30 protein-coding genes are annotated in these 26,575 nt (G+C 68.1%); 13 read left to right on the top strand and 17 right to left on the bottom strand.

Annotated elements, in window-relative coordinates:
- Positions 1–20: 20 nt before the first annotated feature.
- The 3 genes from OCQ_RS26755 to OCQ_RS00580 all read right to left on the bottom strand — a co-directional run bounded on the left by OCQ_RS26755 (position 21) and on the right by OCQ_RS00580 (position 1,463).
- Positions 21–188 (bottom strand): hypothetical protein, encoded by a 168-nt coding sequence (locus OCQ_RS26755; RefSeq protein ID WP_009955626.1) that lies wholly within the window; start codon positions 186–188, stop codon positions 21–23.
- A gap of 67 nt (positions 189–255) precedes the next feature.
- Positions 256–1,041: a hypothetical protein gene (locus tag OCQ_RS00575; RefSeq protein ID WP_009955625.1), complete on the bottom strand. Its 786-nt coding sequence runs from the start codon at positions 1,039–1,041 to the stop codon at positions 256–258.
- Positions 1,038–1,463, bottom strand: coding sequence for a hypothetical protein (locus tag OCQ_RS00580; RefSeq protein WP_009955624.1), 426 nt, complete (start codon positions 1,461–1,463; stop codon positions 1,038–1,040). The genes OCQ_RS00575 and OCQ_RS00580 overlap by 4 nt, the downstream gene beginning before the upstream one ends.
- A gap of 71 nt (positions 1,464–1,534) precedes the next feature.
- Between OCQ_RS00580 and OCQ_RS00585 the strand changes: the two genes are divergently transcribed.
- The 3 genes from OCQ_RS00585 to OCQ_RS00595 are packed head-to-tail and all read left to right on the top strand — an operon-like array spanning position 1,535 to position 4,007.
- On the top strand, positions 1,535–2,080 hold the full coding sequence (locus OCQ_RS00585; protein ID WP_009955622.1) for a hypothetical protein: 546 nt from the start codon (positions 1,535–1,537) through the stop codon (positions 2,078–2,080).
- Entirely contained in the window at positions 2,077–2,385 is a 309-nt protein-coding gene (locus tag OCQ_RS00590; protein ID WP_009955621.1) for a PE family protein, read from the top strand. The genes OCQ_RS00585 and OCQ_RS00590 overlap by 4 nt, the downstream gene beginning before the upstream one ends.
- A gap of 2 nt (positions 2,386–2,387) precedes the next feature.
- Entirely contained in the window at positions 2,388–4,007 is a 1,620-nt protein-coding gene (locus OCQ_RS00595) for a PPE family protein (protein WP_225331989.1), read from the top strand.
- 9 nt (positions 4,008–4,016) lie between these two features.
- On the opposite strand, the gene OCQ_RS00600 is transcribed toward OCQ_RS00595, so the two are convergent.
- Positions 4,017–4,706, bottom strand: a complete 690-nt coding sequence (locus tag OCQ_RS00600; protein WP_014378803.1) for a class I SAM-dependent methyltransferase — start codon at positions 4,704–4,706, stop codon at positions 4,017–4,019.
- A gap of 83 nt (positions 4,707–4,789) precedes the next feature.
- On the bottom strand, positions 4,790–5,689 hold the full coding sequence (locus OCQ_RS00605) for a class I SAM-dependent methyltransferase (RefSeq protein ID WP_014378804.1): 900 nt from the start codon (positions 5,687–5,689) through the stop codon (positions 4,790–4,792).
- 103 nt (positions 5,690–5,792) lie between these two features.
- Between OCQ_RS00605 and OCQ_RS00610 the strand changes: the two genes are divergently transcribed.
- Together OCQ_RS00610 and OCQ_RS00615 are read left to right on the top strand one after the other, a co-directional pair.
- Positions 5,793–6,215, top strand: a complete 423-nt coding sequence (locus OCQ_RS00610; RefSeq protein ID WP_014378805.1) for a nitroreductase family deazaflavin-dependent oxidoreductase — start codon at positions 5,793–5,795, stop codon at positions 6,213–6,215.
- A gap of 279 nt (positions 6,216–6,494) precedes the next feature.
- Positions 6,495–8,042: a SulP family inorganic anion transporter gene (locus tag OCQ_RS00615; RefSeq protein WP_014378806.1), complete on the top strand. Its 1,548-nt coding sequence runs from the start codon at positions 6,495–6,497 to the stop codon at positions 8,040–8,042.
- A gap of 9 nt (positions 8,043–8,051) precedes the next feature.
- Here OCQ_RS00615 and OCQ_RS00620 read toward each other — a convergent pair whose 3' ends face one another.
- A complete protein-coding gene (locus OCQ_RS00620; RefSeq protein ID WP_014383613.1) occupies positions 8,052–8,909 on the bottom strand; it encodes an LLM class F420-dependent oxidoreductase in 858 nt (285 codons plus the stop codon).
- A gap of 84 nt (positions 8,910–8,993) precedes the next feature.
- Here OCQ_RS00620 and OCQ_RS00625 point away from each other — a divergent pair, with 84 nt between their 5' ends.
- Together OCQ_RS00625 and OCQ_RS00630 are read left to right on the top strand one after the other, a co-directional pair.
- Positions 8,994–9,965 (top strand): 2-hydroxyacid dehydrogenase, encoded by a 972-nt coding sequence (locus OCQ_RS00625; RefSeq protein ID WP_009956883.1) that lies wholly within the window; start codon positions 8,994–8,996, stop codon positions 9,963–9,965.
- A 141-nt stretch (positions 9,966–10,106) separates the two neighbouring features.
- Positions 10,107–10,526 (top strand): ATP-binding protein, encoded by a 420-nt coding sequence (locus tag OCQ_RS00630; protein WP_014383614.1) that lies wholly within the window; start codon positions 10,107–10,109, stop codon positions 10,524–10,526.
- 20 nt (positions 10,527–10,546) lie between these two features.
- Here OCQ_RS00630 and OCQ_RS00635 read toward each other — a convergent pair whose 3' ends face one another.
- From OCQ_RS00635 to OCQ_RS00650, 4 genes are all read right to left on the bottom strand, one after another.
- Complete coding sequence (locus tag OCQ_RS00635; protein WP_009956881.1) at positions 10,547–11,764, bottom strand: cytochrome P450; 1,218 nt, start codon at positions 11,762–11,764, stop codon at positions 10,547–10,549.
- Positions 11,765–11,842: 78 nt separating this feature from the next.
- Complete coding sequence (locus OCQ_RS00640; RefSeq protein WP_014383615.1) at positions 11,843–13,519, bottom strand: nitric oxide reductase activation protein NorD; 1,677 nt, start codon at positions 13,517–13,519, stop codon at positions 11,843–11,845.
- A complete protein-coding gene (locus OCQ_RS00645; RefSeq protein WP_009956878.1) occupies positions 13,516–14,334 on the bottom strand; it encodes a CbbQ/NirQ/NorQ/GpvN family protein in 819 nt (272 codons plus the stop codon). Before OCQ_RS00645 ends, OCQ_RS00640 begins: the two co-directional genes overlap by 4 nt.
- On the bottom strand, positions 14,335–15,513 hold the full coding sequence (locus OCQ_RS00650) for a spirocyclase AveC family protein (RefSeq protein WP_157742375.1): 1,179 nt from the start codon (positions 15,511–15,513) through the stop codon (positions 14,335–14,337).
- Between the two features lie 104 nt (positions 15,514–15,617).
- Between OCQ_RS00650 and OCQ_RS00655 the strand changes: the two genes are divergently transcribed.
- A complete protein-coding gene (locus OCQ_RS00655) occupies positions 15,618–16,220 on the top strand; it encodes a TetR/AcrR family transcriptional regulator (protein WP_008262849.1) in 603 nt (200 codons plus the stop codon).
- A gap of 35 nt (positions 16,221–16,255) precedes the next feature.
- Here the strand turns inward: OCQ_RS00655 and OCQ_RS00660 are convergent, their stop codons facing one another.
- The 3 genes from OCQ_RS00660 to OCQ_RS00670 all read right to left on the bottom strand — a co-directional run bounded on the left by OCQ_RS00660 (position 16,256) and on the right by OCQ_RS00670 (position 19,911).
- Complete coding sequence (locus OCQ_RS00660) at positions 16,256–17,611, bottom strand: WS/DGAT/MGAT family O-acyltransferase (RefSeq protein WP_009956875.1); 1,356 nt, start codon at positions 17,609–17,611, stop codon at positions 16,256–16,258.
- Positions 17,612–17,720: 109 nt separating this feature from the next.
- Positions 17,721–19,049, bottom strand: coding sequence for an MFS transporter (locus OCQ_RS00665; RefSeq protein ID WP_009956874.1), 1,329 nt, complete (start codon positions 19,047–19,049; stop codon positions 17,721–17,723).
- A 289-nt stretch (positions 19,050–19,338) separates the two neighbouring features.
- On the bottom strand, positions 19,339–19,911 hold the full coding sequence (locus OCQ_RS00670) for a hemerythrin domain-containing protein (RefSeq protein WP_014383616.1): 573 nt from the start codon (positions 19,909–19,911) through the stop codon (positions 19,339–19,341).
- Positions 19,912–20,252: 341 nt separating this feature from the next.
- Here OCQ_RS00670 and OCQ_RS00675 point away from each other — a divergent pair, with 341 nt between their 5' ends.
- The 3 genes from OCQ_RS00675 to OCQ_RS00685 all read left to right on the top strand — a co-directional run bounded on the left by OCQ_RS00675 (position 20,253) and on the right by OCQ_RS00685 (position 22,190).
- Complete coding sequence (locus tag OCQ_RS00675; RefSeq protein WP_009956872.1) at positions 20,253–21,137, top strand: cyclopropane mycolic acid synthase family methyltransferase; 885 nt, start codon at positions 20,253–20,255, stop codon at positions 21,135–21,137.
- A gap of 84 nt (positions 21,138–21,221) precedes the next feature.
- Entirely contained in the window at positions 21,222–21,776 is a 555-nt protein-coding gene (locus OCQ_RS00680) for a hypothetical protein (RefSeq protein ID WP_009956871.1), read from the top strand.
- 60 nt (positions 21,777–21,836) lie between these two features.
- Entirely contained in the window at positions 21,837–22,190 is a 354-nt protein-coding gene (locus tag OCQ_RS00685) for a VOC family protein (RefSeq protein WP_009956869.1), read from the top strand.
- Between the two features lie 5 nt (positions 22,191–22,195).
- Here the strand turns inward: OCQ_RS00685 and OCQ_RS00690 are convergent, their stop codons facing one another.
- Positions 22,196–22,462 carry a YdeI/OmpD-associated family protein gene (locus OCQ_RS00690; RefSeq protein WP_014710794.1) on the bottom strand — a complete coding sequence of 89 codons (267 nt, stop codon included), beginning with the start codon at positions 22,460–22,462 and terminating at the stop codon, positions 22,196–22,198.
- Positions 22,459–23,352 carry an SCO6745 family protein gene (locus OCQ_RS00695; protein WP_014383617.1) on the bottom strand — a complete coding sequence of 298 codons (894 nt, stop codon included), beginning with the start codon at positions 23,350–23,352 and terminating at the stop codon, positions 22,459–22,461. The genes OCQ_RS00690 and OCQ_RS00695 overlap by 4 nt, the downstream gene beginning before the upstream one ends.
- 72 nt (positions 23,353–23,424) lie before the next feature.
- Here OCQ_RS00695 and OCQ_RS00700 point away from each other — a divergent pair, with 72 nt between their 5' ends.
- A complete protein-coding gene (locus tag OCQ_RS00700) occupies positions 23,425–24,144 on the top strand; it encodes an NUDIX hydrolase (protein WP_014378818.1) in 720 nt (239 codons plus the stop codon).
- Between the two features lie 32 nt (positions 24,145–24,176).
- Here the strand turns inward: OCQ_RS00700 and OCQ_RS00705 are convergent, their stop codons facing one another.
- Positions 24,177–24,932 (bottom strand): haloacid dehalogenase type II, encoded by a 756-nt coding sequence (locus tag OCQ_RS00705; RefSeq protein WP_014378819.1) that lies wholly within the window; start codon positions 24,930–24,932, stop codon positions 24,177–24,179.
- 119 nt (positions 24,933–25,051) lie between these two features.
- Between OCQ_RS00705 and OCQ_RS00710 the strand changes: the two genes are divergently transcribed.
- A complete protein-coding gene (locus OCQ_RS00710; protein WP_014381601.1) occupies positions 25,052–25,960 on the top strand; it encodes an SAM-dependent methyltransferase in 909 nt (302 codons plus the stop codon).
- Here OCQ_RS00710 and OCQ_RS00715 read toward each other — a convergent pair.
- A complete protein-coding gene (locus tag OCQ_RS00715) occupies positions 25,920–26,492 on the bottom strand; it encodes a PadR family transcriptional regulator (protein ID WP_009956861.1) in 573 nt (190 codons plus the stop codon). The two genes, OCQ_RS00710 and OCQ_RS00715, sit on opposite strands and share 41 nt — an antisense overlap.
- Positions 26,493–26,575 lie beyond the last annotated feature (83 nt).

The raw sequence follows: 26,575 nt of genomic DNA on the forward strand, positions 1-26,575 counted from the left end.
ATCAACAGTTGTCGGTGAGCCTATCGCGTGCTCTCGTCGGGGGTGTCATGCCGCGACTGGTGCAAACCCGGCGCGTTGGGGTCTTCGTGCTGGTGCTCGAGCTGTTCTTGCAGTTTGCGTTGTTCCTCGGTTGTCTTCCGCGCGTCCTGGGGCGCAGCGGGCGAGTCGGCGTTGACTTCCTGATCCACCGGGATCTCCTCCGAACGTCTGCGATGGCTCCTGTCAGGGTCGCCCGAATCGCACGCGTCGAAACACTCAATACCGTTTGACCACGGCGCGCGGGGCGGTTCGCCAGGTTCTGCCGCCCCCGTCCCGACCGCGCGGAGGCTCGAGAAGCAGGACGGCCAGTCCGTCGAGCAGCACCGGGCGCACCCAGTCGCCCAGTTCGATCACCTCGCCGGGTGTCGGCTGGCGGTGCAGGTCGTCGCGGGCGAGATCGATCGGTGTCAGGGTGCGGACGGTGTCGAGCGTGGCGTGATGGGGCAGCTTGCGGATGCCGGGCAGGGTGATGAACAGGCCGTCGTTGCCGGACAGGTGCAGTCCGATCGCCGCCAGCGCGCCGGTCATGCCCTCATGGGTGCCGCCGTGTCCCGACAGATGCACCCCGAGCGCCGGGCCGAGTTCGCGGGCTTCGCTGGGATGCAACACCTCTCGTTTGGCGCGGCGACCGAACTCGATGAGTGGCGCTGCGTCGTCGAGATCCCCCGGAATGACGACGGCGAGGCCGGGGTCGGCGTCGGGTGGGCAGACCCGTTCCAGGAATCGCCCGGCGAGTTCGATGATTTCGCCTCGTGCCCCGTGGGGGTCGCCGTCGGCGCTGCGCCAGGCCAGGCAGGCGCTCGAATTGTGGGACGTATAGGGGATCCGGTCGTCGACGAGCAGCTGGTGACGGGTGGCGCCGGCGGGGGCGCCGAGGCCCGCCGCCGCCAACTCGCGAAGCAGCGCGCGGGCGCGCCGACCGGTGCCGGGTGTGTAGGCGTTGTCGGTGTCGTCGATGCCGACGAGCAGGTCCACACCGGCGAGCGCGACAGCTTCGGTCATGGGTTGACCACCAGGGCGGTGACATCGCGAACCCATTGATCGCGGCTGAGCCGCGCGCCCGTCAGCTTGAGCGTGTTGCGTTTGGTGAAGCTGAGGATGGTCTGATCGTCGAGCGCGGCGGCGATCAGCGTCTGGGCCGGGTCACGCCCCTCGACCCGGACCCGGGTGGCGTCGGCCGCGCCCGCCGCGTTGAGAATCGAGCGCACGCTGGGCCCCTTCTGGGCCTGTGCTCCGTGCGATTGCGGCGTGGTGATCTCCACCTGGGGGAGCTGCTGCAGCTGCGCGATGGTGAACTGGTCGAGGACGCGGTGGTTGTCCTGGACGACGAGCCGGTTGTCGGTCCCGGAGGGGCCGCACGCCGCGATCCCAGCGCTGACGGCCAGGACCGCGACTGCCCGAAGCGACGGCGTATAGCTGCGCATTTTCGGATCCTATCCTGTGAATACGCCGCAAATGAGGGTCAGGGTAGCTGCTCGCAATTTATGCTTTCCGGATGACCGTGATGCAACGCCCCGCGGCCGGCTTCATGGCCGCCCGCGAGGCGGTGTTCCCCCTGCTTGCCGCCGCCACGATCGTCGCCTCCACCGATGTCCGGATCCCGCTGGGCCTGCCCGGGCACCGTGGATTGGTCTGGCTGACCCTCTTGGTGGCGGTGGCGCTGGTAACCGTCCGGCGCGAGACGGTACTCGTGGTCGGGGCGGCCTCCACGGTGGCGACGTTGCCGATGCACGGGTGGGGCGACCCGTTGTGGAGTAGTCGCTATGTGGCCGCGGCGGCGTTGCTGTACACCGCCGCCGCGCTGCCGGCGGTGCGGGTGCGGCGATGGTTGTTGGCGCCAGCCGCCGCCCCGATTCATCTTGTCGCACTGGCCAGTTCGGTGTTCGGCCTGCGCGCCGGCGGTCATGTGTCGACCTGGGTGTCGAGCGGGCTGCTCGAAAAGGCCGGCTGGCATCTGGTTTTCGGATTGTCAGCCGGTCTGCTCGCCTGGGTGGCGGCGATGTTCATGGGCAGAAACCGATGTGAGGAGTGGCCGCTATGACGCTACGAGTCCTTCCCGAGGGCCTGGCCGCGACGAGCGCGGCGGTGGAGGCCATCACCGCCCAGCTCGCGGCCGCACACGCGGCCGCCGCCCCGGTGGTCTCGGCGGTGGTTCCACCGGCGGCCGATCCGGTATCGCTCGGAGCCGCCGCGGTTTTCAGCGGCAGGGGCAGCCAGCATACGGCCGCGGCGGCCAAGGGCGTCGAGGTGTTGGGCCGGGCCGGGCTGGGTGTGAGCCTCGCGGGCGTCGGTTACGCCGCCCAGGACGCGGCGGACGCGGCGACGTACCTGGGGGCAGGCGGCTGACGATGACCGCTCCGGTATGGATGGCGCTGCCCCCCGAGGTGCATTCGACGTTGCTGAGCAGTGGTCCCGGGCCGGGCCCGCTGCTCGCCGCGGCGGGCACCTGGGCCGCCCTGAGCTCCCAATACCAGTCGGCGGCAACGGAATTGACGGCGGTACTGACCGGATCGGCCGGGGTGTGGGATGGCCCGACCGCGGAAACGTATGTCGCCGCGCACATGCCGTACCTGGCCTGGCTGGAGCTGGCCGGCACGCTGAGCGCCGAGGCGGCCGCCCAACATCAGGGGGTGGCCACCGCTTACACGGCCGCCCTGGCCGCGATGCCGACGCTGCCCGAGTTGGCCGCCAACCATGCCATGCACGCCGCCTTGGTGGCAACGAATTTCTTTGGGGTCAATACGATTCCGATTGCGCTCAACGAGGCCGACTACGCGCGGATGTGGACCCAGGCGGCCACCACGATGAGCACCTATCAGGTCACGACCGAAGCCGTGCAATTGACCAGCGGCGCCGGGTCGGGCGGTGGCAAGGGGACCGGCACTGGAACCGGGGCCGGCGCGGGGACCGGCACCGGGACCGGAACTGGGGCGGGCGGCGGGACCGGAACTGGGTCAGGCGGCGGCGGCGGGCAGGGGTCGTTCCAATTGCCCACACCCGAAGAGATCTGGGAGATGCTCTTCGGGCCCGACGGCGAAAAGATCCCCGGCCAGGGACAGCCGAACTGGAGCCCGTCGGAGTATCTGCAGAATCTGGGGAACTTCTTCAACGGAAACGCCCAGGCGCTGGCGTGGCTTCAGCAGAACGCGTCAGGTCTGCTCAACCCGTCCACATTCCCGGCGCTGATGAATTATTTCATCGCCTGGCAGACCTTCCGGATCATCAACTGGACGATCAGGACGCTGCGGTTCATCCTCCAGGAGCTGCCGCTGCTGTTGCAGGTCGGCTTGAGCCTGTCCATCACCAGCCTGGGAGGACTCGCCGGACTGGCGGGTCTGGCGGGGCTGGCCGGGGTGGCTGCGCCGGCCCCGGCGCCCGTCGCCGCCCCGCAACCCGCCGTGGTGGGGATGCAGCCGCCGCTGGTGTCGGTTGCGCCGGCGATGGCTCCGATGGCCCCGGCCTCACCGGCGGCGCCGGTCACGTCGGTGGCGTCGGCCCCGGCGACCACGGTCTCCACCGTCGCGCCGCCCGCGGCGCCCCCCACGCCCCCCGCTCCGGTGACCGGCGCCGAGGGCTTCGGCTACATGGTGGGCGGCCTCGGCCTCGGCATGGGTTCGAAAGCGCAGAGCCGCACCAGAACCGAGCTACCGGCCGCGCAGGGCGCCGCGGCGCCGGCGCGCGTGAGCGCACCGGAACGGGAGCAGGCACGGTCGCGGCGCCGCCCGCGTTCGGTCATCGACCCCGGCTACCGGTACGAATTCATCGAGGCCGACGACGATTCCGGCGCGGTGAGCCCGTCCCAGCCCGTCCGCGCCCTGGCGTCGGACTCCCCTGGTGCGATCGAGGGTTTCACCGGGACGCTGCCCAAGCCCGGCGTGCGGGCGGGAGGCCTGATCACGTTGGCCGGCGATCAGCCCGGCGACGGCGCCCGTCTGCCGATGCTGCCGGAGAGCTGGGACGGCCCGTAGGTCGCGCCGCTAACCGAGATGCGCGGACAGTAACCAGGCCCCTACGGACTTGCGGCCGTTGCCCTCGTCACGGATGTCGGCACCGGCGAAGGCCTGGAAGCCTTCCAGAAAGCTCTCCGGCACGTTGGCGTGGATACGTGCCGGGCGGATCTCGTCGATCACCCAGTACTTGGAGACCGCGTCGCGCAGTTCGTCTTCGGTGACCGCGTTGACCGGGCCATCGGCCGGCATGGCGGCGCGGTCAAAGACCAGCACGAAGTACGACGCTCCGGGCGCGGCGGCCCGCACGATCGACTGCTGATAGCCGTCGCGCAGCTCGACGGGCATCGAGTGGAACAGGGTGCTGTCGACGATGGTTCCGAAGCGGCCGTCGTACCCGGTGAAGGCACTGATGTCCGCGACGTCGAAGCTGGCGCTGGTCAGGCCGCGCCGGGCGGCCTTCTCGCGCGCCAACTCGATGGCGGTGGGCGACTGGTCCAGGCCCACCGTGGTGAAACCGCGTTCGGCGAGGTACAGCGACACCGCCGCCTCACCGCAACCGGCGTCGAGCACGTCGCCGTGGAACTTGCCGGCCTCGATGAGGGCCGCGATCTCGGGCTGCGGCTCACCGATGCTCCATGGCGGCCGGTTGCCCTCGCCCATCTCGGGGGCCTCGCCCCGGTAAGCAGCTTCGAACATCTCTTGCGTTGGCTGAGTCATACCACCATTGATATCAACCAACCTGATATGTGTCAACAAAGTTGATATAGCGGGGATCGGCCCGGCGATGCCCGTGGTGGCCGCTACCGAAGTGTCGCGGTCAGGTAGCCCGACGCGTCGCCGAACGAGGCCAGCTCATCGTTGGGCACGCCGAACCCCTGGGCGGCGAAGGCCTGCTCGGTGGTCCAGATGTCGGTCTGCCACCCGCGCGCGGCGAGGTATTCGGCCGCGGTGTTGCGCTCGCCGGTGTAGAAAAGCTCGGCCAGATTGATGCTGGACCCGATGCGCCGTGACCGCTCGGTCAGCTTCTGTGCCCAATCCGACGGAATCTTGCGCAGGTCCAAGTGTTCTGTGGCGATCCGGCTGCCGGTCGCCGACGCGGCGGCGATGTTGTCGAACAGGCGGTCTTGCGCCTCGGGCGGCAAGTAGACGAGCAGGCCCTCGGCGCTCCAGGCGGTCGGTTGTGCGGCGTCGAATCCGGCATCCGCGAGCGCCGCCGGCCAATCGTCTCGCAGGTCGATCGGAACCGTCCGCCGCTCCGCGCCCGGCGCGGCACCCAGGCCGGCCAGCGTCCGCGTCTTGAACTCGATGACCTCGGGTTGGTCGATCTCGTAGACGATCGTGCCCGCGGGCCAGGCCAGCCGGTAGGCCCTGGTGTCCAGTCCGGACGCCAGGATGACGGCTTGCCGGATGCCCGAGCCCGTCGCTTGCAGGAAGAAGTCGTCGAAGAACCGGGTGCGCACCGTGATCTGTTCCTTGACGGCCTGGCGGTTCAGCAGCGGATCGTCGCTGCGGTCGAGCGGGCTGTCGAGGAGCTTGATGAAGGTCTCGGTGCCGACGGCGCGCACGAGCGGGTCGGCCCAGGGGTCGTTCAGCAGGGCGTCCGGGCCTTGGGAGGCGATCGCGCGCTGTGCGGCGACCGCTGTCGCGGTGACTCCGACGCTGGACGCCAGATCCCACGTGTCGTTCTCGGTGCGGGCCACGCCAATCTCCTCTCGGCCACGAACGCCTGATTAGTTAGCTTATGTAAGTGTCGACTCGACTGTACCCGCTCCGCCGGAGCAGGCGGTGGTGTTCACTGTCGTTATGGGCGACCACATCGAGCTGAGCCCCAGGGGCTGGGTCCGCGAGCAGACCGAACAAATCCTGGGCCGCGGCACCACCGACGGGGTCGAGGTCTTCGACCGGCCCATCGTCCTGCTGACCGTCACGGGGGCGAAGTCCGGCAAACGGCGTTATGTACCGCTGATGCGGGTCGAGAAGGACGGCCGCTACGTCATCGTCGCGTCCCACGGTGGCGCCCCCGAGCATCCCGCGTGGTACGCCAACGTCAAGGCGAACCCGACGGTGACGCTGCAAGACGGCGACAAGGTCGCCACGCTCACGGCTCGCGAACTCGAGGGGCCCGAGCGCGACGAGTGGTGGCAGCGGGCCGTTGAGGCCTTTCCTCCCTACGCGGAATACCAAACCAAGACGGCACGACAGATCCCGGTCTTCGTTCTGGAATGAGAGATTTGCGGCACCGCTGACGGGCCCGCGCAAACATTTGCATTCGATATGCGCCCGGCCCGTCCGGTTGACCGGTCTTGGTTGCCCACCTACTTTCGTACGCAGAGGCCAGGCACGCCCCGCTGAACAATGATGTTCAGTGAATTTGAATCGCCTGGGCCGCACGGCTTTACGAAGTGTTCCGGTTGCCGTTGTCGGATGGATACCCCAAAAGTCCACCGTCATTGACGAATTCAGGAGAAGCTCTTGCAACACGCTGAATCGTCGGGTCGGCAAGGCGTGGAGCAGGGCGTATCGTCCCGCATTGACCGGTTCCGCGAGATCGCCCAATACGACCTGCCCGCATCGCTGGTGGTTTTCCTGGTGGCGCTCCCGTTGTCCCTCGGGATCGCAATCGCTTCGGATGCGCCCGTTCTCGCCGGCTTGATCGCGGCGATCGTCGGGGGCATCGTCGGAGGATGGATCGGCGGATCGCCGCTGCAGGTCAGTGGGCCCGCCGCCGGACTGACCGTCATCGTCGCCGATGTCGTCCATCAGTTCGGCTGGGGCATCACATGTTTCATCACGGTCGTCGCCGGAATCCTGCAAGTTGTGTTGGGATTCAGCCGAATTGCACGCGCCGCACTGGCGATCTCGCCGGTCGTCGTGCACGCCATGCTGGCCGGCATCGGGATCACGATTGCGCTACAGCAAGTGCACGTGCTGCTGGGCGGCGCCTCGGAAAGCTCGGCATGGAGCAATGTCACCGGGCTGCCCGCGCAGATCGTCGGCGCCCACCGGCCGGGGCTGGTGCTGGGGCTGCTGGTGATCGCCATCCTCGTCGCCTGGCGCTGGGCTCCGGCGCGGGTGGCCGGCATCCCCGGGCCACTGGTCGCCATCGTGGTGGTCACGGCGATCTCGGTGGTGTTCCCCTTCCACGTATCCCGGATCGTGCTGAACGGCTCGGTGCTCGACGCGCTGCAATTACCGACGCTGCCGCACGGGAATTGGGGCGCCGTCGTGATCGCCGTCATCACGGTCACCCTGATCACCAGCGTTCAGAGCCTGCTGACTGCGGTATCGATCGATCGCATGCACAACGGACCGCGAACCGACTTCAACCGCGAGCTGATCGGGCAGGGCGCCGCGAACATCGCATCGGGGGCGATCGGTGGGCTGCCCATCGCCGGTGTCATCGTGCGCAGTGCGGCCAACGTGAACGTCGGTGCGAGAACGCGTGCCTCGACGATCATGCACGGGTTCTGGATCCTGCTCTTCGCCGTGCCCTTCGCCGGGCTGGTCGAAAAGATCCCGACCGCTGCGCTTGCCGGCCTACTCATCGTCATCGGGATCGAACTGCTCAAACCGGCGCACATCGAAACCGCCTTGCGCAACGGTGATCTCGCCGTCTACCTGGTGACCATCACCAGCGTCGTCTTTCTCAACCTGCTGCACGGCGTCATGATCGGACTCGCCTTGGCCGTCATCGTGACCGGTTGGCGGGTGGTGCGCGCCCGGATCGAGGCCAAGCCCGTGGGGGATGGATGGCACGTCGTCGTCGAGGGGGCGTGCACGTTCCTGTCGTTGCCGAGGCTGACCGGTGTCCTGGCGTCCATCCCGGAACGCACGTCGGTGACGCTGCACCTGCTCACGACCTATCTCGACCATGCGGCCCATCAGGCGATCAGCGACTGGGAGCGGCGGCATACCGCCATGGGCGGGGAGGTTCATCTCCGCGAAACGTTCGAGACGGAATCCGTTGGGGACGAGGGCAAGCCGTCAAAACCCCACCGCCGCAACGCGCACCTGAGCCTGGTCGCTCAGCTGTCCGCGGACGCGCGCGCCTGACGCGGGACGCTAGCTCAGGTCGGCGGCCACTCGTTCCAATGCGGCGAGGTGGTCGTCGACGTGCGCGAAGCCGGCCTTCATGGTGTTCACCGACAGATGGCTGGCCCCGGCGGCTTTCCACGCGGCGATGTCGGCGGCGAGCTTGTCGGGGTCACCGGTCCAGCTGACCCGGCCTTCCATGCCGATGCTCCGCGGGTCCCGGCCCGCCGCCTCGGCCGCCCGGTTCACCTGCGCGAGCGCGTGGTCCAGGTCGGGGCCCGGCGCGGTCATCGGAAACCACCCGTCGCCGAGGCGACCGGCGCGTTCGTAGGCCCGATCGGAGGCCGCCCCGAACCACACCGGGATCGGCCGCTGGGTGGGCAGGGGGGCCAGGCCCGCGCCGGTCACGGTGTGGTACTTGCCCTTGAAGGTGACCGATCGCTGCGTCCACAGCATGCGCATGAGCTCGACCTGTTCTTCGGAACGTTTTCCGCGGTTGGTGAACGTCTCCCCGAGCGCTTCGTACTCCACGGCGTTCCAGCCCAATCCGACACCGAGCCGCAAGCGCCCGCCGGTGAGCAGGTCGACCTCGGCGGCCTGCTTGGCCACCAGCACCGACTGCCGCTGCGGCAAAATGATGACGCCCGTGACGAGTTCCAGGCTGGTGACCGCGGCCAGGTAGCCCATCATGACGAACGGCTCGTGAAACGTCGAGTCGATGTCGTAGGGGCCCTCGAAGCCCCGGTGCACGGTCGTGTCGGCGCCGACGACATGGTCGTAGGCCAGGATGTGGGCGAACCCGAGTTCTTCGACGCGCTCGGCGTAGGCGCGTACGACGGCGGGGTCCGGTCCGAGCTCGGTCTGCGGGAAGACGACTCCGATGCGCATTCGCGGTTCAACCGTCCCGCATCGCGATTGCTTCCCACGCGGCCCGTCGCTGGATACCGCGCGGGCTTCACGCATGATGGGGACGTGACGGCCAAGGAACTGAGCGGCGTGCTGAGGGTCGGCGAGCTGGAGCCGACGCTGGCAGAAGAACTGGCGGCGCGCTACGACATTGCGAAGCTTCCCGACGGCCCGGCGCGAGCCCGATTCCTGGCCGAGCACGGAGCCGACGTGCGCGTGCTGCTGACGTGGGGACCGCCGGGCGTCGACGCCGACACCATCGCCGCGCTGCCCAACCTCGAGGCCATCGTCAACGACGGGGCCGGGGTGGACCTGATCGACCTGGCGGCGGCGAAGCGCCGGGGCATCGGCGTGAGCAACACCCCGGACGTGCTGTCGGACACGGTCGCCGACACGGCGCTGGGCCTGATGCTGATGACCCTGCGCCGCTTCGGCGCCGCCGACCGCTACGTGCGGGCGGGCCGCTGGGCGCGCGAGGGCCGGTTCCCGTACGCCAGGGACGTCAGCGGCCTCCAGGTGGGCATCCTCGGCCTGGGCCGCATCGGTTCGGCGATCGCCACCCGGCTGCTCGGATTCGATTGCGCCATCGCGTATCACAACCGGCGTCGCATCGACGGGTCGCCCTACCGCTACGCCGCGTCGGCTGTGGAGCTCGCCGAGTCGGTCGACGTGCTGGTCGTCGCCACCACGGGCGACCACGAGTCCCACAAGCTGGTCGACCGCTCCGTGCTGGCGGCCTTGGGTCCCGAGGGGTATCTGATCAACATCGCCCGGGGCAGCGTCGTCGATCAGGACGCGCTGGTGGAGCTGCTCGTCGGCGGCGGGCTGGCGGGGGCCGGCCTGGACGTCTACGCCGACGAGCCGCATGTGCCGGCCGAACTGTGCGACCTGGACAACGTGGTCCTTCTCCCGCACATCGGCAGCGCCACGGCCCGGACCCGCCGGGCGATGGCGCTGCTGGCGATCCGCAACCTCGACAGCTACCTCGACACCGGCGAACTCGTGACGCCGGTGCTGACGCCGCGCCGTCGGCGCTGACCGCCTCCCGGCGCCGTGACCAGGCGATCCTGGATGGAAACCGGTCTGTGGCCGAAGCGATACCGCGAGAAGGTTATCGCCGCAACCGCATCTGGGTATCCGGCTCTCATGAGTCCGCTACTGCAGGAGACAGCCGCGCCGGTGCGCTTGACGCTCGCCGGCACAGCGCGCCCCGACACGGCGGCGAAGTGGCGCCATGTATTGCAACACTGGCTGCGGCACGAGGTGCGCGCGCCGGAGGACATTCGTGAGGACGTCGTTCTGGGGGTGAACGAGGCGTTGGCCAATTGCGTCGAGCACGCCTACCGCTCCCGTCGCGAGGCCGGCGCAATGAAATTGCAGGCCAGCTACGATCCCGGCGCCGAGTCAATCCGGGTATGCGTCAGCGATCGCGGAAGTTGGCGCAAGCCCTCGTCGAGGCTGACCACCGATCCCCGCGCCTCGCGTGGCATCACGCTGATGCACCGCCTCGCCGATCACTGCACGATCCACGCCCGCCCCAACGGCACCAGCGTCTACTTGGACTACACAACCGACGCGGATAACGCTGTCCAACAATAACTTTCACGCTGGGTTCCAGCTCAGCCGCCCGAGGGCGCCGAGGGCGTGAACGTGACCGGCATGCGCTCGAGGCCGCTGACGAAGTTGGCCGGCCGCAGCGGCAGCGGGTCCTGAGACACCAGCTCCATGTCGGGCAGGCGTTTGAGTAGTCGCTCGAGCATCATCGAGAGCTCCAGACGCGCCAGCTGGTTGCCCAGGCAGAAATGGGTTCCGAAGCCGAACGCCAGATGGTTGTTGGGATAGCGGTCGATCCGGAAGCTCTCGGGATCCCCGAACACGGCCTCGTCGAAGTTCGCCGATTCGAAGAGCAGGATGATTTTCTCGCCCCGCGCGAGCTGGGTGCCGTGGAACTCGAGATCGGCGGTCATGGTGCGGGCCATGTTCTTGACCGGCGCGGTCCACCTGAGCATCTCTTCGATCGCGTTGGGCAGCAGCGCCACGTCGTCGACCAGTTGCCGGTGCTGTCGCGGGTGGCGCAGGATCTGCGCGGTGCCGCCGGACAGCGTGTGCCGGGTGGTCTCGTCGCCGCCGATGAGCAACAACAACACCTCGGTCACGATCTCGTGGTCGGCGAGCTTCTCGCCGTCGACCTCCGCGTGCACCAGCACGCTGACCAAGTCATCGGTCGGCTCGGCCTTGCGCGCCGCGATCATGCTCGTCATGTATTCGGTGTAGGCGGCGAAGGCGTCGATGGAGACCTGGAAGTCCTCTTGCGCGGTCGTGCTGCTGAGCATGGTGACCATGTCGTCAGACCAGCGCAGAAACATCTGCCGCTCCTCGGGCAGCACCCCGAGCATGTCGCCGATGACCGCCATGGGCAGCGGGGCCGCAAGGTCCCAGACGAAGTCGCACTCGCCGCGTTCGCAGACGTTGTCGATCAGGGCGTCGCACAGCGCGCCGATCGAGGCCTCCCGGTCCTTGACGCGTTTCCGGGTGAAGCCCGCGTTGACGAGTTTGCGCCGCAACAGGTGGGCGGGGTCATCCATCGCGATCATCATGGGCGGCGCGTCCTGGTCCGGCCGGATACCGCCGGCGTTGGAGAACAGCTCGGGCGCCCGCTCGGCGTCGATCACGGCCTGATACGTCGCCGCGGCGGCCAACCCGTTGCGGTCCCGAAAGACCGGCTCGTTCTCGCGCATCCACCGATAGACCGGGCGCGAGTCGCCCGCGTAGAAGGCGCCGTCGGTCAGATCGACGTCGGGCCGTGGCCGATTTCGCGTGTCAACAATGCTTGGCATGGCTCACCCTTCCCCGAATCGGGCATGCGCGGTCTTACCGTGGACCTTACAGTAGGTGCCGTGGTAGCAATCGCCCCCTCACGCCGGCCCCGGTGCGGCGCGCTCGCGTAGCGCCGTCAGGAACATCTCGTCCATCCGCGGACTCACCTCGGCCAGGGTCGCGGCGCTGACGTAGCGCGCGGAGCCGAAGACGCGCTCGAGCTCTTCGGCGGCGGTGGCGCTCCCGATGGACAGGCACAGGCAGGCCACGCCGTCGCCACGGAGTTCCTCGAGCGCCTTGTTCGCGTCGGCCTCCGCGTAGCGACCGTCGTAGCCGTCGTCGTAGGGGCACCCGTCGGACAGGACAAGAAGCAGCCGGTTGGGTGTGCCGGACTCGGTGTTGAGTATCTCCCCCGCGCCGCGGATCGCCGCACCCAGGCGCGTATACCCCGACGGCTCAAGCTGATTGAGCCGCGCGCGTTGCGGGGCGCCGAAACGCTGTCCGAACGTTTTGATCGCCGGCAGGTGCACGGCGTGCCGCCCGTGGGACCGAAACGCGTAGATGGCCACGCGGTCGCCGAGTTCCTCCAGGGTCATCGCCACGGTTGCCGCCGCGCGCCGCTGGTGGTCGTGGACCCTGTTCCCCCGCTGGTCGGCGTCGGTGGCCGATCCGGACGCGTCGAGCAGGATGAGGACGCCGAGGTTCCGAACGACGTTGCGGCGCTGGGTGTAGACGGCGTCCGTGGGTGAACAACCGGAGCGCAGGTCGACGAAGAGATCGACGAGCGCCTCGATGTCGATCTCGTCACCGTCGGGGCGCGCACGTAGGAGCTTGGGGCCGAGACCGACGCGTGCCAATCGTCGCCGCAGCTCGTCGTCGTGCGAGACGTGCGCGGCCGAGATGTGGGTGGGCTCGGTGAGCGGAAAATCGATGACGCGGCACCAGTCCGCCCGATAGCGGTTGTTGAAGACGTCCCATTCCGGATGCAGTGCACCGCCGATTCCCAGCGCCGCGCCGGGCCGGTCGCCGACGAAATTGATGCGCGTCGGAAGTGGACGGGCTGACGCGCCGACCGCCCGTGCCGGCCGAATCGAGCGCGCCTCAAACTCCCCGCCCGACGGGTCGTCGCCGCGCGACGGCGCCTCGCCCAACAGCTTTCGCAGAAAGTCCATCAGTGCCCGCGAACTGAACAGCGGGTTCTCGAACAGCTTGAGGACCTTGCTTTCCTCGGAGGCGGCCTCGTCCTCGTCGTCGGGCTCCCGCTCGGCGACGAGCTCGCTCGCCGTCCGCAGGTTCGTATTCGTGGCCGGCGCGGCCCCGCTGTCGGACGACGCCAGGAGTTGGGCCGGCCGGATGACACCGAACCACGCCGGAGGGTCCGCGATTCGGCTTGTGCCCCTGGCCATTTCGAGGGACCCGTCCGCGGTTGCGGTGCGGGGCTCACCGTCGGGGCAAAGCGCCGCCGCCAGCGCAACGGTGGGGGCGAGTTCGGCGAGCACCCGGTGGCCTTCCAGCGCGAGGTAGCGGCGCGCGATCGCCGGCCGGCCCCGCAGCCGCTTCACCAGCCGCCGATCCAGGCTGCCCGCGCCGAGCAGCGCGGCCTGGACCAGCACCTGCCGGCGCTGCTGCCCGGCGGGGTCGGCGGCCGGGACGAAGATGACGCCGCCGTTCGTGTAGGCGTCCTGGCCGGGCGCCGCCTGGGCGACGTCGACCGCCCGGCCGGCCAGGTGGGTGGCGAGGAGCCGATACCGTTGCGGGCCAACGGGTTCCATCATCCTGGAGGCAGCAGGGAATCGACGAGCTCGCCGAGCGCCGTGACGACCTCCCGGTCATCGGAGAGGATCCGCACGATCGCCGCCTGGACGGCGCTGCGCAGGCTGAGTCCTTCGGCGACCAGGCTGCCGGCCAGGATCAGCGTGCGGGTGGATGACACTTCGCGCAGCGGTGAGCCATCGAGCTTTCGGATCGCGTTGCCCACGGTGACCAGGGCGCGCGCCGTCGCATCGTCGATTCCCGCTTCGTGGGCAACGACTTCCGTCTCGGCCTCGACGGGCGGGAAGTCGAGTTCGATGGCCACGAATCGCTGCCGGGTCGACTCTTTGATGTTCTTCAGCACGCTCTGGTAGCCGGGATTGTAGGAAATGACCAGTTGAAATCCCGGTGCCGCGGGCACCGTCGTTCCCAGGCGGTCGACCAGAAGTTCGCGGCGATGATCGGCGAGCGGATGGATGACCACCGTGGTGTCCTGGCGCGCCTCGACGATCTCGTCCAGGTAGCAGATCGCGCCCTCGCGAACGGCCCGCGTCAACGGCCCGTCCACCCAGACCGTTTCTCCCCCTTTGAGAAGGAAACGCCCGACCAAGTCGGCCGACGTCATGTCTTCGTGCGCCGCGACGGTGATCAGGTTGCGGCCGAGCGCGTGGGCCATCGCCTCCACGAACCGGGTCTTCCCACATCCCGTCGGGCCCTTCAGCAGCACCGGCAGGCCGCGGCGGGCGGCGGCGCGGAACACCTCCACCTCATCGCCGGCGGGCCGATAGAACGGCGCCTCCGACGCCGGGCGCACGGTGGTCTGGGAATTCGTCAGCACCTAGCGCCCTCGCGCGCGCTCGAAGGGGACGACCTCCGGCAGCTGGCCGCCCGGCGGGAGGACGAGATGGCCGTGCACGTCGACGTACCCGGAACGCTTGGTGGGTATGGGCAGAGCGGGATTCGGGCATGGCGTGTCCGTCCCGTCGCCGCAGATGCCGCCGTTGAAGTACGAACGCTTCTGGTGGTCTTGGGGCCACGGGTCGGAGTGCATCCCGATCCATTGCGCGGGCACGTTGTAGAAGAAAAAGAAGCACGAGCTGACGCCGGCGAAGATCGCCAGGAAGCGCGTGAACTGCTGTCTGGCGAATCCGCCTCGCACGTGGTCCAATCCGCGTTCGACCACGGTGCGGCCGCGATCGTCGGTGAAGAAGCGCAGACAGCACAGCGCGGCCTGCACACCACCCCACATCAGGCCTTCGTAGACCGGCCATTGGTAGTAGGTGTCGGCATTGATCGACACGGACCTGATGGCGCCGGGGTAGGTGTAGAAGCCGATCGGTAGCAGGACCAGACCCTCCATGACGAAATCGAAGACAAACGCGAGCGCGTAGGTGACGAGGACCAAGCGAAGATTGCTGAGGTTCGGCCAGCGCGTCTTGATTTTGCGCATGATCCAACACCCGACGATCGTGATCAGCAGGACGCCGTAGGCGTAACCCGGAGCGTTGGTCAACAACGGCTCGGACACCTGACGGCCCGGCTCCTCCGGGGAGACCCAACCCGGAATGTTCGACGACCAGGAGCCGCGGTTGAACAGCCAGGTGTTGTAGGTGCACCACGTGTTGAAGTAGTTCAGCAGCGGATCCTGGAAGAACATCAGGCCCATCGACAGCACGAGCATGCCGTCCAACGTGATCCGCCGCTCGCGCCGCCACGGCCTGATGAAGAACCACCACACGACGACCGGCAGCGCGATCCACAACACCACCGCGTTCGCCATCAGCGGCACCTTCATGTACATCGGCGGCTCGCTCGGCCCCGACGGCACCCGTTCGAAATACGGGCCGGTGATCCACCGGATCCACACGTAGAGCTGGAGCACCAGCAGCGCGCCACCGGCGGCGGCCCAAATCTTGATCGGTCGCACCGGCGACGCGGCCTGCGCGCCGAGTTCGCCCGCGCCGGGCAGTGGCTCGGTGACGGACGACGGCTGGTTCCTGTTCGCGAGATCGCTCATGACGCTGGTGTCCTCCGGGGTCGGCATTCCACGCTCCGAGCAATATACTCACGAGTATCTGAGAAACGGAATAGCTTCTCGCAAGCTCTGGCAGAATCTGGCGCATGGTTGAGCGTTGGACGCGAGAGCGCCGCCTCGAGCACACTCGCTCGCTATTGGTCGACGCCGCCGAGGAAGTCTTCGGCGAAAAGGGGTTCGTCGCCGCGACGCTCGACGATATCGCCCACGCCGCCGGGTACACGAAAGGCGCCATCTACAAACACTTCTCGACGAAGGAAGACCTGTTTCTGGCGGTCAGCGACCGCTACTGGCGCCGGTACTTCGTCAACTTCACCGAGGTGATGGCGCCGGCGACGCAGGTCGGTGCGCGCGAACTCGACGAGATCGCCAAGCGCTGGAGTCAGCTCAGCCGCGATCGGGGGGCGGAGCACGCCGCGCTGGGTCACGAGTTCATGCTGTACCTGCTGCGCAACCCCGAGGCGCGGGAACGCGTGGCCGCCAAGCGATCAGAGGCCGTCGAGGCGCTGGCCAAGTTCATCGTGGCGGGCATCGACCGGCTCGGCGGGACGTTGCTGATCCCCGCGTCGACGTTCGCCCAGGTCCTCGTCGCCACCAGCGACTCGGTGGTGTTGGGCAGTCAACTCGATGACGTGGACCTCTTCCGCCCGATCGTCGAGATGTACGTGTCGGTGATCAAGCTGCCCTGACCGCCGATCCGAAAAGGGCTGTGGCGCACGGCATCTCAGGCACCCGTGGCGATCTCCAGGTCCTTCAACGACTCCTCTAGATGACCGAGCATCCGCTGCAGGTGCGGGACGCTGCGCCGGCAGCCGACCAGGCCGAAGTCGAGGTTGTCGGCGTTGTTGGTCACCGTGATGTTGACCGCCTGGCCGTCGAGGGGAATGGACAGCGGATAGTTTCCGTCCAGGCGGGCCCCGCGCCAGTACAGCTGCTCCGAGCGACCCGTCGACACGTTCGAGATGACGATGTTGAACGGCGGCGAGGCCGCGGAAAGGTAGCCGGGGACCAACCCGAGGAACAGGCCCCCGATGTTGAAGGCGGACAGGGCCAACTGCTGAACCGGCGGCAGCTGCCAGAACACCTCTTTGGTGTCGCGAATGGATGCGCTGATGACCTCGAGCCGTCTCGCCGAATCGTCGAGATCGGTGGCGAGGTTGCACAGGAAGGTACCGACCATGTTCCCGCCGCGGTCGTCGTCGTCCTTGCGCAGATTCACCGGGACCATCGCGGTCAGTGGGGCGTCCGGCAGCGCGTTCTGATCCAGCAGGTAAGCGCGCAGGGCCCCGGCCGACATGGCGAGAATGACGTCGTTGACCGTGACGCCGGCGGCCGCCTTGACCGCGTTGATGCGCTCCAACGCCCAGGACTGGGCCGCCACCCGCCGCGCACCGCCGATCCGGACGTTGAACATCGACCGCGGCGCCTGGAACGGGAGCGTGAGTTGTTGTTCGAGCAGCGCGGCCCGCGCGAGCTTCAGCGTGGACGGCGCCAGCGCCAGCGCCGACCCCGCGGTGCGGCCCACCCGCCCGAACAGGGACGGACTTCTGCGTCCGCCGCGCTTGCGCGGCGCCATGCTCCACGGGACCCGCACCTCGTCGTCGTCGGGATCGGAGGTGAAGGCCCGCTGCATCAGGCGAAGCGCCGAGACGCCGTCCATCAGGGAGTGGTGGTACTTCGTGTACACGGCGTACCGCCCGTCCTGCAGGCCCTCGACCAAATGCGCCTCCCACATCGGGCGGTGCCGGTCGAGCAGGCTGCCGTGCAGCCGGGAAACCAGCTCCAGGAGGTCTCGCACCCGTCCCGGTTCCGGAAGCGCGGAACGGCGAAGGTGGTAGTCGAGCTCGACCTCCTTGTCGAAGGACCACGCGACGTTGGTGACGCCGCCGAAGAAGGCCGGACGCTTGCTGAAGGCCGGTTGCACGTCGGTGCATTCGAGCATCGCCTGATAGGACTCGCGGACGAAATGCGGGCCGGCATCCTCGGGCGGCTCGAAGAGCTGTAGCGCGCCCACGTGCATCGGATGTTCGCGTGATTCGCCGATGAGGAACAGCGCATCCGTCGGTGATATCGGTTCCATGCGTGTCGCCCCCAACTGTTGCCGTCGCGCCGCCCACCGGAGGGACGGCCTACCTCCTAATAGCCACAGCGGGTGGCGGCCCAAACGGCCATCCGCCGCGGGACGGTCGCTAGCGGACGTCGTCGGCGAGCGCGCGAGCCTCCCGCTCGGTTTCGACCGCGGGCCCGGAGCCCGGCAACGGCTTGCCGGCGACCTCGGGGGTGAACAGGAGCGTGATCGCGCCCACCACGCCCCCGAAGATCAGCATGTAGGCCGGCACCATCACGTTGCCGGTGCCCGAAACCAGAGCCTGGGCGATCAGCGGCGTGATGCCGCCGACGAGTGAAATCGAGATGTTGTAGGAGATGGCCAGCGCGCCGTAGCGCACGTTGGTGGGGAACAGCGCCGGCAGCATGGCCGGCCCGGTGCTGTCGAAGCACAGCTCCATCAGGCCGATCAGCAGCACGCCGATGAAGATCACCGGGTAGATGCCGCCGAAGCGGATGAGCAGGAACGCCGGGATGGAGGCGACGATCAGCAGGCCGCACCCCGTCCACATGATGGGTTTGACGCCGATGCGATCGGACAAGGCCGCGACTAGCACCACCGTGCCCATCAGGATCGCCAACGTGGTCACGATCATGACGAGTCCGGCGGTGTGGCCCACGCGCACGAACAGCCGCAGGTACGTCGGCAGGTATCCGGTGAGCATGAAGTCGGCGACCTGGGAGGTCAGCACCAGCGCCGCGCAGATCAGCATGGGTCGCCACTGCTCGACGATGGTGCGGTGAATCTGTTGACGGCCCTGGTCGCCCGCGTGCGCGTCGTCGTGGGCGCTCTGGTAGGCCGAGGACTCCTCGAGCCGCAGCCGCAGGAACAGCGCGACCAGCCCGAAAGGCAAGCCCAACAGCAGCGGAATCCGCCAGCCGTAGGTCAGCATGGCGTCCTCGGGCAGCCAGGTCTGCAGCCCGGTCACCAGCAACCCCGCCAGGACGAACCCCACTAGATTGCCCATCGGCAGGAACCCGACCATCATGCCGCGTTTGTGATCGGGGGCCTGCTCGACGAGATAGGTCATGGCGCCGACGTATTCACCACCGGTCGACAGGCCCTGGAATATTCGCGCGAGGACGAGCAGGATCGGCGCCCAGATGCCGATGGTGCTGTAGGTGGGCAGCAGGCCGGTCACGGTCGTGCTCACCGTCATCATCAGGATGGTGACCACCAGGACGCGGTGGCGCCCGATCCGGTCGCCCAGCGGACCGAAGATGAACCCGCCGAGCGGACGCACGACGAACGCCGCCGCGAGCGTTCCGAAGGTCGCGATGAGGTGGACTCCGCTGACGTTCTTGCCGGGATAGAACACCTGGGCGATCGTGGTCGCGATGTACCCGTAGACCCCGAAGTCGTACCACTCCATGAAGTTCCCGATCGCGGTGCCCATGATGGTTCGGCGCATCGCGGGGTCGGCGACCCTGATTTCTCTACGTGCCCATTTCCTCCGGCGGCGTCGAATAACCATCGAATCAAGACTTACCCACAACTTTCTCAGGGACAACCGGCGGGGTGGGCTTCACGGGCCTGACGTGGGACGACCGGCGGCGATCGCCGCGATCCCGCTCGGCCACGATCGCGTGCGACAAACGCCAGCTAGAACGGGTCGCCGGCATTGACGTCGGCGGCATCGCTGCGCCACCGGAGCCGACGCGCGGTTATCCCTGTCACGTTCGCCCGGTCACGGGCGCGCGTCACTGGCCTTTCAGGCTGCCGATGCGCAACGAGAAGTCCGCGGGCTCGGGGCGGGGGGCCTCCACCTGCTCGACATAGCGACGCGGGTCCCGGTCCGTGATGGGCAGCCCCTCGGTGGTGGGGTGCTCGGCCATGAACTCGCTGTATTGGCGCCCGAGCGCTTCGCGAAGGCCGATCGGGGCGTTGCGGCGGAAGTCCGAGAGCCCTTCGCGTTCCTCCTCGCCCATGTGATCGTCGTTGGCCTCGCGGGTGCGCCCGACCGCCGCCCACCACTGCTCGCTGCCGAGTTCGGCCGCGTCGGCGTCGCGGACCCCGTCGCGGATGTCGTTGTGGTCACCGATGGCGTCGAGGGTTTCGCCCTCGGCGTCCTCGCCACCCCGTTTGAGCAGTTGGGGGTAGAAGATCTTTTCCTCGATGTAGGCGTGCACGTCGAGCTTGTCGGCGAGCGGCCGCCACACCCGTTCGAGCCCGGTGTGGTCGGCCGGCTGCTGTGCCTGGAGGTAATCCAGCTGGGCGAACTGTTCGCGGAACCAATCGTGGTCGGCGAGGATCAACATGGTGATGGCGGCCATCGGTGCTCCTCCGCCCCTGTGACGCCGGTCAGCCGGCTGGGTTATCGCGTTCGACATCATTGAAGAACGCCAGCCTCGTCTTACCCGCTTGCGGGGTCGATGTAACGACCCCGCCGGCACCGCCTGGATGTGCGTGCCCGAGTTGCTCTGCGCCGCAGGGGATTAGCAAATTTGCGCCGACGTAAGTGTTCTGGCAGGCTGAGAGCCATTTCGGCGGCACTAGGCTGGTCGGGAACTCGGCGGAGGGGCACGGTGTGCCGGCCGGATACACTGGGGCGTCCGTGCGGCGATCGATTCGATCGCGCCGTTGAACCCGATATGAATAAGTCAGAGGTTGTGCCTTGTCCGAAAATCCCGGCGATGCCGTCAGCTTGGAACCGCATTTCGAGGACGTACAAGCGCACTACGACCTGTCCGACGAGTTCTTCGCGCTTTTCCTGGATCCGACGCGGACCTACAGCTGCGCGTATTTCGAGCGCGAGGACATGACGCTGGAAGAGGCGCAGATCGCCAAGGTCGACCTCTCGCTGGGCAAGCTGGGATTGCAGCCGGGCATGACGTTGCTCGACGTCGGGTGCGGCTGGGGCACCACGATCGTCCGCGCGCTCGAGCGCTATGACGTCAACGTCGTCGGGCTCACGCTGAGCCGCAATCAGCAGGCGCACGTGCAGCGCCGCCTCGACGCGCATCCGTCCGCGCGGTCCAAGCGGGTGCTGCTGCAGGGCTGGGAGCAGTTCGACGACAAGGTCGACCGCATCGTGTCGATCGGCGCCTTCGAGCACTTCGGGCGTGACCGCTACGACGATTTCTTCAAGACCGCCTATGAGGCTCTTCCGGCGGACGGCGTGATGATGCTGCACACAATCATCAAGCCCAGCGACGAGGAGTTCGCCGAGCGCGGGCTGCCCATCACCATGACCAAGCTGCGCTTCATGAAATTCATCATGGACGAGATCTTCCCGGGCGGGGATCTACCCCAGGCCAAGGGCGTCGTGGAGCACGCCCAGCGTGCCGGCTTCGGGGTGAAGCTGGTGCAGCCGCTGCGCCTGCACTACGCGCGCACCCTCGACACCTGGGCGGCCGCACTCGAGGCGCGCCGCGACGAGGCCATCGAGATTCAGTCCGAAGAGGTCTACGACCGGTACATGAAGTACCTGACCGGCTGCGCGGACCTGTTCCGTGAGGGCTACACCGACGTCGCGCAGTTCACCCTGACCAAAGGCTGACGCCCGTCCTGTGCCCCCATCCCGGGGGGCGCCCGGTTTACCGGCATAGCACGGCGGGTAGTTCCACGGCAACAACCTGATTCGGTGGGTGTCGATGTCCTTCGGCGCAAGCCGCAGGAAGGACGGATCGTGGCCGCCAAACACCGCATGCCGGAGTCGCTGGAGCAAACCCAGACGCCGACCGATCGAGGTCAGCGTCTGTCCGGTGCGGCGAAGGTGTGCGAGATCGTCTGTGCTGCCCTGATATGCGCGGCGTGCCTGACGGCGTTGGTGCTCAACGGGGTTCGCGCCGACAAACGAACCGTGACCGCCGAGGTCAGTCCGCCTTCCGTCTCGCAGCCGGTGAAGCAGGAGGGCACCGTGATCGCCGTGACGGTGGACTCGGTCACCATGCGCAGCCCCGACGGGTACACCCAGACCTATCGCTTCACCCCGGACACCACCGTCATCACCCATCGCGGCAGCCAACCCGCCGTCGCGGCACCGCAATTCACCGTCAACGACCGGGTGGTTGTGGTGGGCACCATCGAAGGTGGCTCGGCGCTGGCAACCGCGGTGGCCTACCGCGGCGCGGGACATGGGGAGGCGCCGCCGATGGATTACCTTGAGGGGCAACCGGTTCCGACCGACGCCGCCTGAGCCGCTCCCCGGGATGCCCGTCCGCCTAGGCTGATAGCGATCCAGCCACACGGAGGCGCCATGACCGAGCACGAAGCAAAGATGATCATCCTGTCCACCGACGACCTGGACGAGTCGATCCGGTTCTACAGCGAGACCCTGGGCATGCCGTTGAAGTTTCGCGACGGGGCGCACTTCGCGGCCCTGGATGCGGGCCCGGTCACGTTGGCGCTGGCAACCGCCGTGGACCATCCCATCCCCGGCCAGGTCGTCGTCGGCATCAAGACCGCGGACGTCGACGCCGCGGCGAAGGCTGTCGAGGCCAGCGGTGGTGGCATCGTCAAGGGCCCCTACGACGACGCCCACGAACGACGCGCCGTGGTCTATGACAACAAGGGCAACGGCCTGGTCTTCTACAAACCGCTGGGACGCTAGGGCGCCTACCTTCCGGTGCGTTCGCGGTGTTTGCAGCCCGGCCAGCAGCACGGCCTGCGTTTGCCTTCCTCCAGCTCCTCCTCGGTGCGGCGGATGCGGCGCGCCCGGGTGGCCTCCTGCTTGGCATCCTCGACCCAGCAGATGAACTCGTTTCGGGCCAGCGGCGTGATGTCGTTCCAGGCGGCCAGGGCCGTGGGGTTGGCGAGCAACGACTCGCGCAGGTCGGCGGGCAGCTTGTGCACCACCCCGCCGGGCACTCGCCGGGCGCTCATCGGTCCACCAAATGTGCGTTGTCATCCTGCAATTCGTCGCGGCGTAACGCCATCGGGGTCGCGGCGGGGATATCGCCGGCGGCGACCACGGCGCGCGTGATGGGGGACAGCGCCCGAAACAGCGTTTCGACCTCGTCGTCGCTGAGCACGTCGAGCACCGACAGGCAAAGGGCGTCGGTGCTCGACTCGATGTGGTCCTTCAGTTCGCGCCCCGCGGCGGTCAGCGTCCCGTCATCGCGTAGCAACCCGCGCTCGGCGAGGCGCTGTTCGTGATGGCGCCATGCCGCCTCGTCGTAATCGCGGGTGCGGGCGATGTAGTCGCGCGCGACGTTGCCCGCCGCGGCGTGTAAGACGTTGGATTCACGTCCGGAGATGCCCGCCGCCGCCAGCACCGCCACGTGCCCGTCACCGCGCTGTTCGCGCAGCAGCGTCGTGGCGTGCCACAGCGCGGCCAGGGGATCGTCGGGCCAGGGCAGGGCCAGATTAGCGGCGAACAGCGGGCGGGCATCGAGCGGCGCGTGGCGCGCCGCCTTCCCGGCGAGTTCGGCTGCCACGCGGACGTTTTCGTCCGACCCGAGGCCGTAGCGGCGCAGCGCCGCCACCGCGGACTCCTGGCGCGCCCGCAATGCGGCCTCCGGACCCGCGATCTCCCACGCCGCCGGCAACGCCTTGGCAACCCGTTCGGGCGCGAAGTTGTAGAAGACCGAGGTCACGACCTCCCGCGGCACCATGCCCAGCGGCGCGGAGCGGGCCGCGAAATAGCCCATCCAGAAACCCCGGTAACCCAACGCGTCCAACGCCGCCCGGGCCTCGGGCGCGAAATACGTCACCGCGTGCACCGGCTCGTAGCGATCGAAGAAGCGTCGGGCCAACTCGGGTTGTCGTCGCATGCTGGCAGTTAACCACCGGTGACGGGTGGGGACCAAGCACGCGGCCCGGACGACCCCGCCTAGGCTCGAGCGGTGACCATCCCCTATGACCAGGTACTACACGAGCGGATCCGGAGCAATCTCGCCGGCCACGAGCGTCGAAGCGTGGCCGATCCGGCCAAGCGGCACGCCGCCGTGGCGGTGGTGCTCGTCGACTCCGATGTCGGGGAGGACCGGGTGGATCCGGCGCCGGTGGACGACTGGAACGTCGATCGAGGGCTGCCCGCGGCCGGCCTCGACGGGCGCATGGTCGACGTGTCGGGCGGGGCGGCTTTCCTGCTGTGCCGCAGGGCTTCTCGACTCACTTCGCACGCCGCGCAGTGGGCGTTACCCGGTGGCCGCCTCGACCCGGGCGAGACCGCCGTCGAGGCCGCGCTGCGGGAATTGCGCGAGGAGGTCGGCATCGAACTCCCCGAGGCGACCGTGCTGGGACTGCTCGACGATTACCCGACCCGGTCCGGATATGTCATTACGCCGGTGGTGATTTGGGGAGGCGGCCGCCTGGATCCGCGCCCATCGCCCGACGAGGTCGTCGCGGTGTACCGGGTGGGCCTGCACCAACTGCAACGTGACGATTCGCCGCGATTCATCGCCATCCCGGAGAGCCCGCGACCGGTTGTCCAGATTCCGTTGGGGGGCGACCTGATCCACGCGCCCACCGGGGCGGTGCTCCTGCAGCTGCGGTGGCTGGGACTGGAAGGCCGCCACGACCCGGTCGACGGGCTGGAACAACCCGTTTTCGCCTGGAAGTAGCTTTCGCGCAACCTCTTCGAAAGTCGGGGCACTCAAGGTCGGCCCTGCGCACCGAACAGTGAGCCCGCCAGTTCGACCAGTGAGGTGCCTGAGACGTCCCAGGGGCCCGGGGGCGCGGGGGCGGGCACCGGGTCCGGCCCGTACTCCTGCGGGCGCGCGACGAAACCGGTCGCCAGGCCGCTATCGCGGGCCGCCTCGAGGTCGGCGGTGTGCGCCGCCACCAGCATCACCTCACCGGGCTCCAGGCCCAGCAATCGCGCGGGAGTCTGGTAGGCCCGCGGGTCGGGCTTGTAGGCCTGACTGACGTCGGAACCCAGGACCACATCCCAGGGCAGGCCCGCGTACTTCGCCATCTCGACCAGCAGCCCGGTGTTGCCGTTGGACAAGGGCCCGACGATGACGTGCCGCTTCATGACCGCGATGCCGTCGACGCTGTCCGGCCACGGTGGCAGCCAGCGCCACGACCGGGCGAGTGCCTGCACCTCGTCGCAGGGCAGCGCGTCGGCACTGACGCCGAACTTCGCGAGCGATGCGACGAGGTTCTCTCGATGCAGAACGTCCAGCGACACGAATTCCCGTCGGCCCGAGCGAATCTCGGACATGGAGGGCAGGTATCGACTGCGCCACTCCAGCGCGAACGCGTCGGGGTCGACGTCGATGTGTTGGCGCTGCGCGAAACGCCGTACCGAGGCGGCGATCCCCGAGCGCCAGTCGACGACCGTTCCGAACGTATCGAACAGAACTGCACGCACTACCCGACCGGTCGACGGTGAGCGGTAGTCGGTCATGCCTCAGGCTAACGCTGCGCTCGTCACCTGCGATGCGCCCGGCGGTGCACGGCGTACGCTATCGTTAGCTGTGCGAACGAATCTTTGACTTCCCGATTGATGACCGAAGGGAGGCCGTTGTGGCCCGAAGCGCCGGCGATACCTGGGATATCGTGACGAGCGTCGGCTTCACCGCCTTGGCGGTGTGTGCGGCGCGGGCCCTCGACGCGGGTCTGCAGCCGCCGTTGGCGAACGACGACTTCGCCGCCGGCTTCGTCGCCGCCGCCGGTGAACCGAATCTGATTGCGGCCGTGGACAACGCCGACATGAGCAGTGCCGCGGCCTTCAACGCGCAGTGGGTAGGGGTGCGGACGCGATTCTTCGACGAGTTTTTCGCTGATGCCACCCGATCGGGGACGCGCCAGGCGGTCATCTTGGCGGCCGGATTGGATTCGCGGGCGTACCGGCTGGACTGGCCCGCGGGCCACACGGTTTACGAAGTGGATCAGCCTCGGGTGCTCGCGTTCAAGCAACAGGTCCTCGACCGGCAGGGCGCCGTGCCCTCGACGAGGCGCATCACCGTCGCCACGGATTTACGGGATGACTGGGCCGGCGCGCTGATCGCGGCCGGCTTCGACCCCGACCGGCCGACGGCGTGGGCGCTCGAGGGACTGCTGCCGTATTTGCCCGGGCCGGCCCAGGATGCGCTGTTCGAAAGGCTGCACGAGTTGTCGGCGACCGGTAGCCATATTGCCGCCGAACTCGGTCCCGCCCCGGGCGAAGTGCGCGAATTCGCCGACAATGTCCCCACGATCAGCCAAGACACCGGTCAGCCTCCGGTGGCCGAGCTGTGGTACGACGATGCGCGCATCGACACCAAAGAGTTTCTGGCCCAGCGGCATTGGCGTGTCACGGCCGTGAACCTGGTCGACAAGGCGGCCACCGAGTATGGTCGGCCCTTCCACGAATTGCCGGCGGTCTTCGACCGGTTGATGCGCACCAAGTTCTTCACCGCGGTCCGCGAATCGCCGACAGGCGTCGTTCGATGACAGCCAGGGCTTGCTCGGCCCATCGAATGTTCTCCTCCTCGAACGAGATTCCGCGGACCAACGTCAGGTAGGGGCCGACCCGGTCGGTGTGGGCCAGGTACTCCTTCTCGGTGCGACCGTCCATCATGCGCGCCCGCAACCGTTCGTAGCGTTGCAGTTTGGCCCGCGCCCATTGCATCCGCTCGAGGATGGACTCGCGCACAGCCGGCATGTCGCCGGCGTCGGCGGCCTGGACCTTGACCAACAGCTCGTCGCGGATCACCGAGGGTTTCGGCGCCTTCGCGGTGAACTGCCGGATCGCCTCGCGCCCGGCCTCGGTCAGCGAGAACATCCGCTTGTTGGGCCGCCGTTCTTGACGCACGACCCGTGCCCGGATGAGGCCCTGCTCGGCCAGTCGATCCAGTTCGCGATACAGCTGCTGCGGGGTGGCCGGCCAGAAGTTCGCGACCGAGGCGTCGAAACCCTTGGCCAGGTCGTATCCCGACGACTCGCCCTCGAGGAGGGCCGCCAACACCGCGTCACGCAGCGACACCGGCCGATCGTACAGCGATGCGACTAGTCAACAAAGTGACCAACCGCACCCTGGACAATTCCCGACGGCGGCCTTAGCGTCGA

This window comes from Mycobacterium paraintracellulare (assembly GCF_000276825.1).
Taxonomy (GTDB): Bacteria; Actinomycetota; Actinomycetes; order Mycobacteriales; family Mycobacteriaceae; genus Mycobacterium; species Mycobacterium intracellulare.

What these genes read in the sequence shown, in the direction of transcription:
- OCQ_RS00575 (WP_009955625.1), bottom strand. Translation starts at nt 1,041, where the DNA reads ATGACCGAAGCTGTCGCGCTCGCCGGTGTGGACCTGCTCGTCGGCATC.
- OCQ_RS00580 (WP_009955624.1), bottom strand. Translation starts at nt 1,463, where the DNA reads ATGCGCAGCTATACGCCGTCGCTTCGGGCAGTCGCGGTCCTGGCCGTC.
- OCQ_RS00585 (WP_009955622.1), top strand. Translation starts at nt 1,535, where the DNA reads ATGACCGTGATGCAACGCCCCGCGGCCGGCTTCATGGCCGCCCGCGAG.
- OCQ_RS00590 (WP_009955621.1), top strand. Translation starts at nt 2,077, where the DNA reads ATGACGCTACGAGTCCTTCCCGAGGGCCTGGCCGCGACGAGCGCGGCG.
- OCQ_RS00595 (WP_225331989.1), top strand. Translation starts at nt 2,388, where the DNA reads ATGACCGCTCCGGTATGGATGGCGCTGCCCCCCGAGGTGCATTCGACG.
- OCQ_RS00600 (WP_014378803.1), bottom strand. Translation starts at nt 4,706, where the DNA reads ATGACTCAGCCAACGCAAGAGATGTTCGAAGCTGCTTACCGGGGCGAG.
- OCQ_RS00610 (WP_014378805.1), top strand. Translation starts at nt 5,793, where the DNA reads ATGGGCGACCACATCGAGCTGAGCCCCAGGGGCTGGGTCCGCGAGCAG.
- OCQ_RS00620 (WP_014383613.1), bottom strand. Translation starts at nt 8,909, where the DNA reads ATGCGCATCGGAGTCGTCTTCCCGCAGACCGAGCTCGGACCGGACCCC.
- OCQ_RS00635 (WP_009956881.1), bottom strand. Translation starts at nt 11,764, where the DNA reads ATGCCAAGCATTGTTGACACGCGAAATCGGCCACGGCCCGACGTCGAT.
- OCQ_RS00640 (WP_014383615.1), bottom strand. Translation starts at nt 13,519, where the DNA reads ATGATGGAACCCGTTGGCCCGCAACGGTATCGGCTCCTCGCCACCCAC.
- OCQ_RS00650 (WP_157742375.1), bottom strand. Translation starts at nt 15,513, where the DNA reads ATGAGCGATCTCGCGAACAGGAACCAGCCGTCGTCCGTCACCGAGCCA.
- OCQ_RS00655 (WP_008262849.1), top strand. Translation starts at nt 15,618, where the DNA reads ATGGTTGAGCGTTGGACGCGAGAGCGCCGCCTCGAGCACACTCGCTCG.
- OCQ_RS00660 (WP_009956875.1), bottom strand. Translation starts at nt 17,611, where the DNA reads ATGGAACCGATATCACCGACGGATGCGCTGTTCCTCATCGGCGAATCA.
- OCQ_RS00665 (WP_009956874.1), bottom strand. Translation starts at nt 19,049, where the DNA reads ATGCGCCGAACCATCATGGGCACCGCGATCGGGAACTTCATGGAGTGG.
- OCQ_RS00670 (WP_014383616.1), bottom strand. Translation starts at nt 19,911, where the DNA reads ATGGCCGCCATCACCATGTTGATCCTCGCCGACCACGATTGGTTCCGC.
- OCQ_RS00685 (WP_009956869.1), top strand. Translation starts at nt 21,837, where the DNA reads ATGACCGAGCACGAAGCAAAGATGATCATCCTGTCCACCGACGACCTG.
- OCQ_RS00690 (WP_014710794.1), bottom strand. Translation starts at nt 22,462, where the DNA reads ATGAGCGCCCGGCGAGTGCCCGGCGGGGTGGTGCACAAGCTGCCCGCC.
- OCQ_RS00695 (WP_014383617.1), bottom strand. Translation starts at nt 23,352, where the DNA reads ATGCGACGACAACCCGAGTTGGCCCGACGCTTCTTCGATCGCTACGAG.
- OCQ_RS00705 (WP_014378819.1), bottom strand. Translation starts at nt 24,932, where the DNA reads ATGACCGACTACCGCTCACCGTCGACCGGTCGGGTAGTGCGTGCAGTT.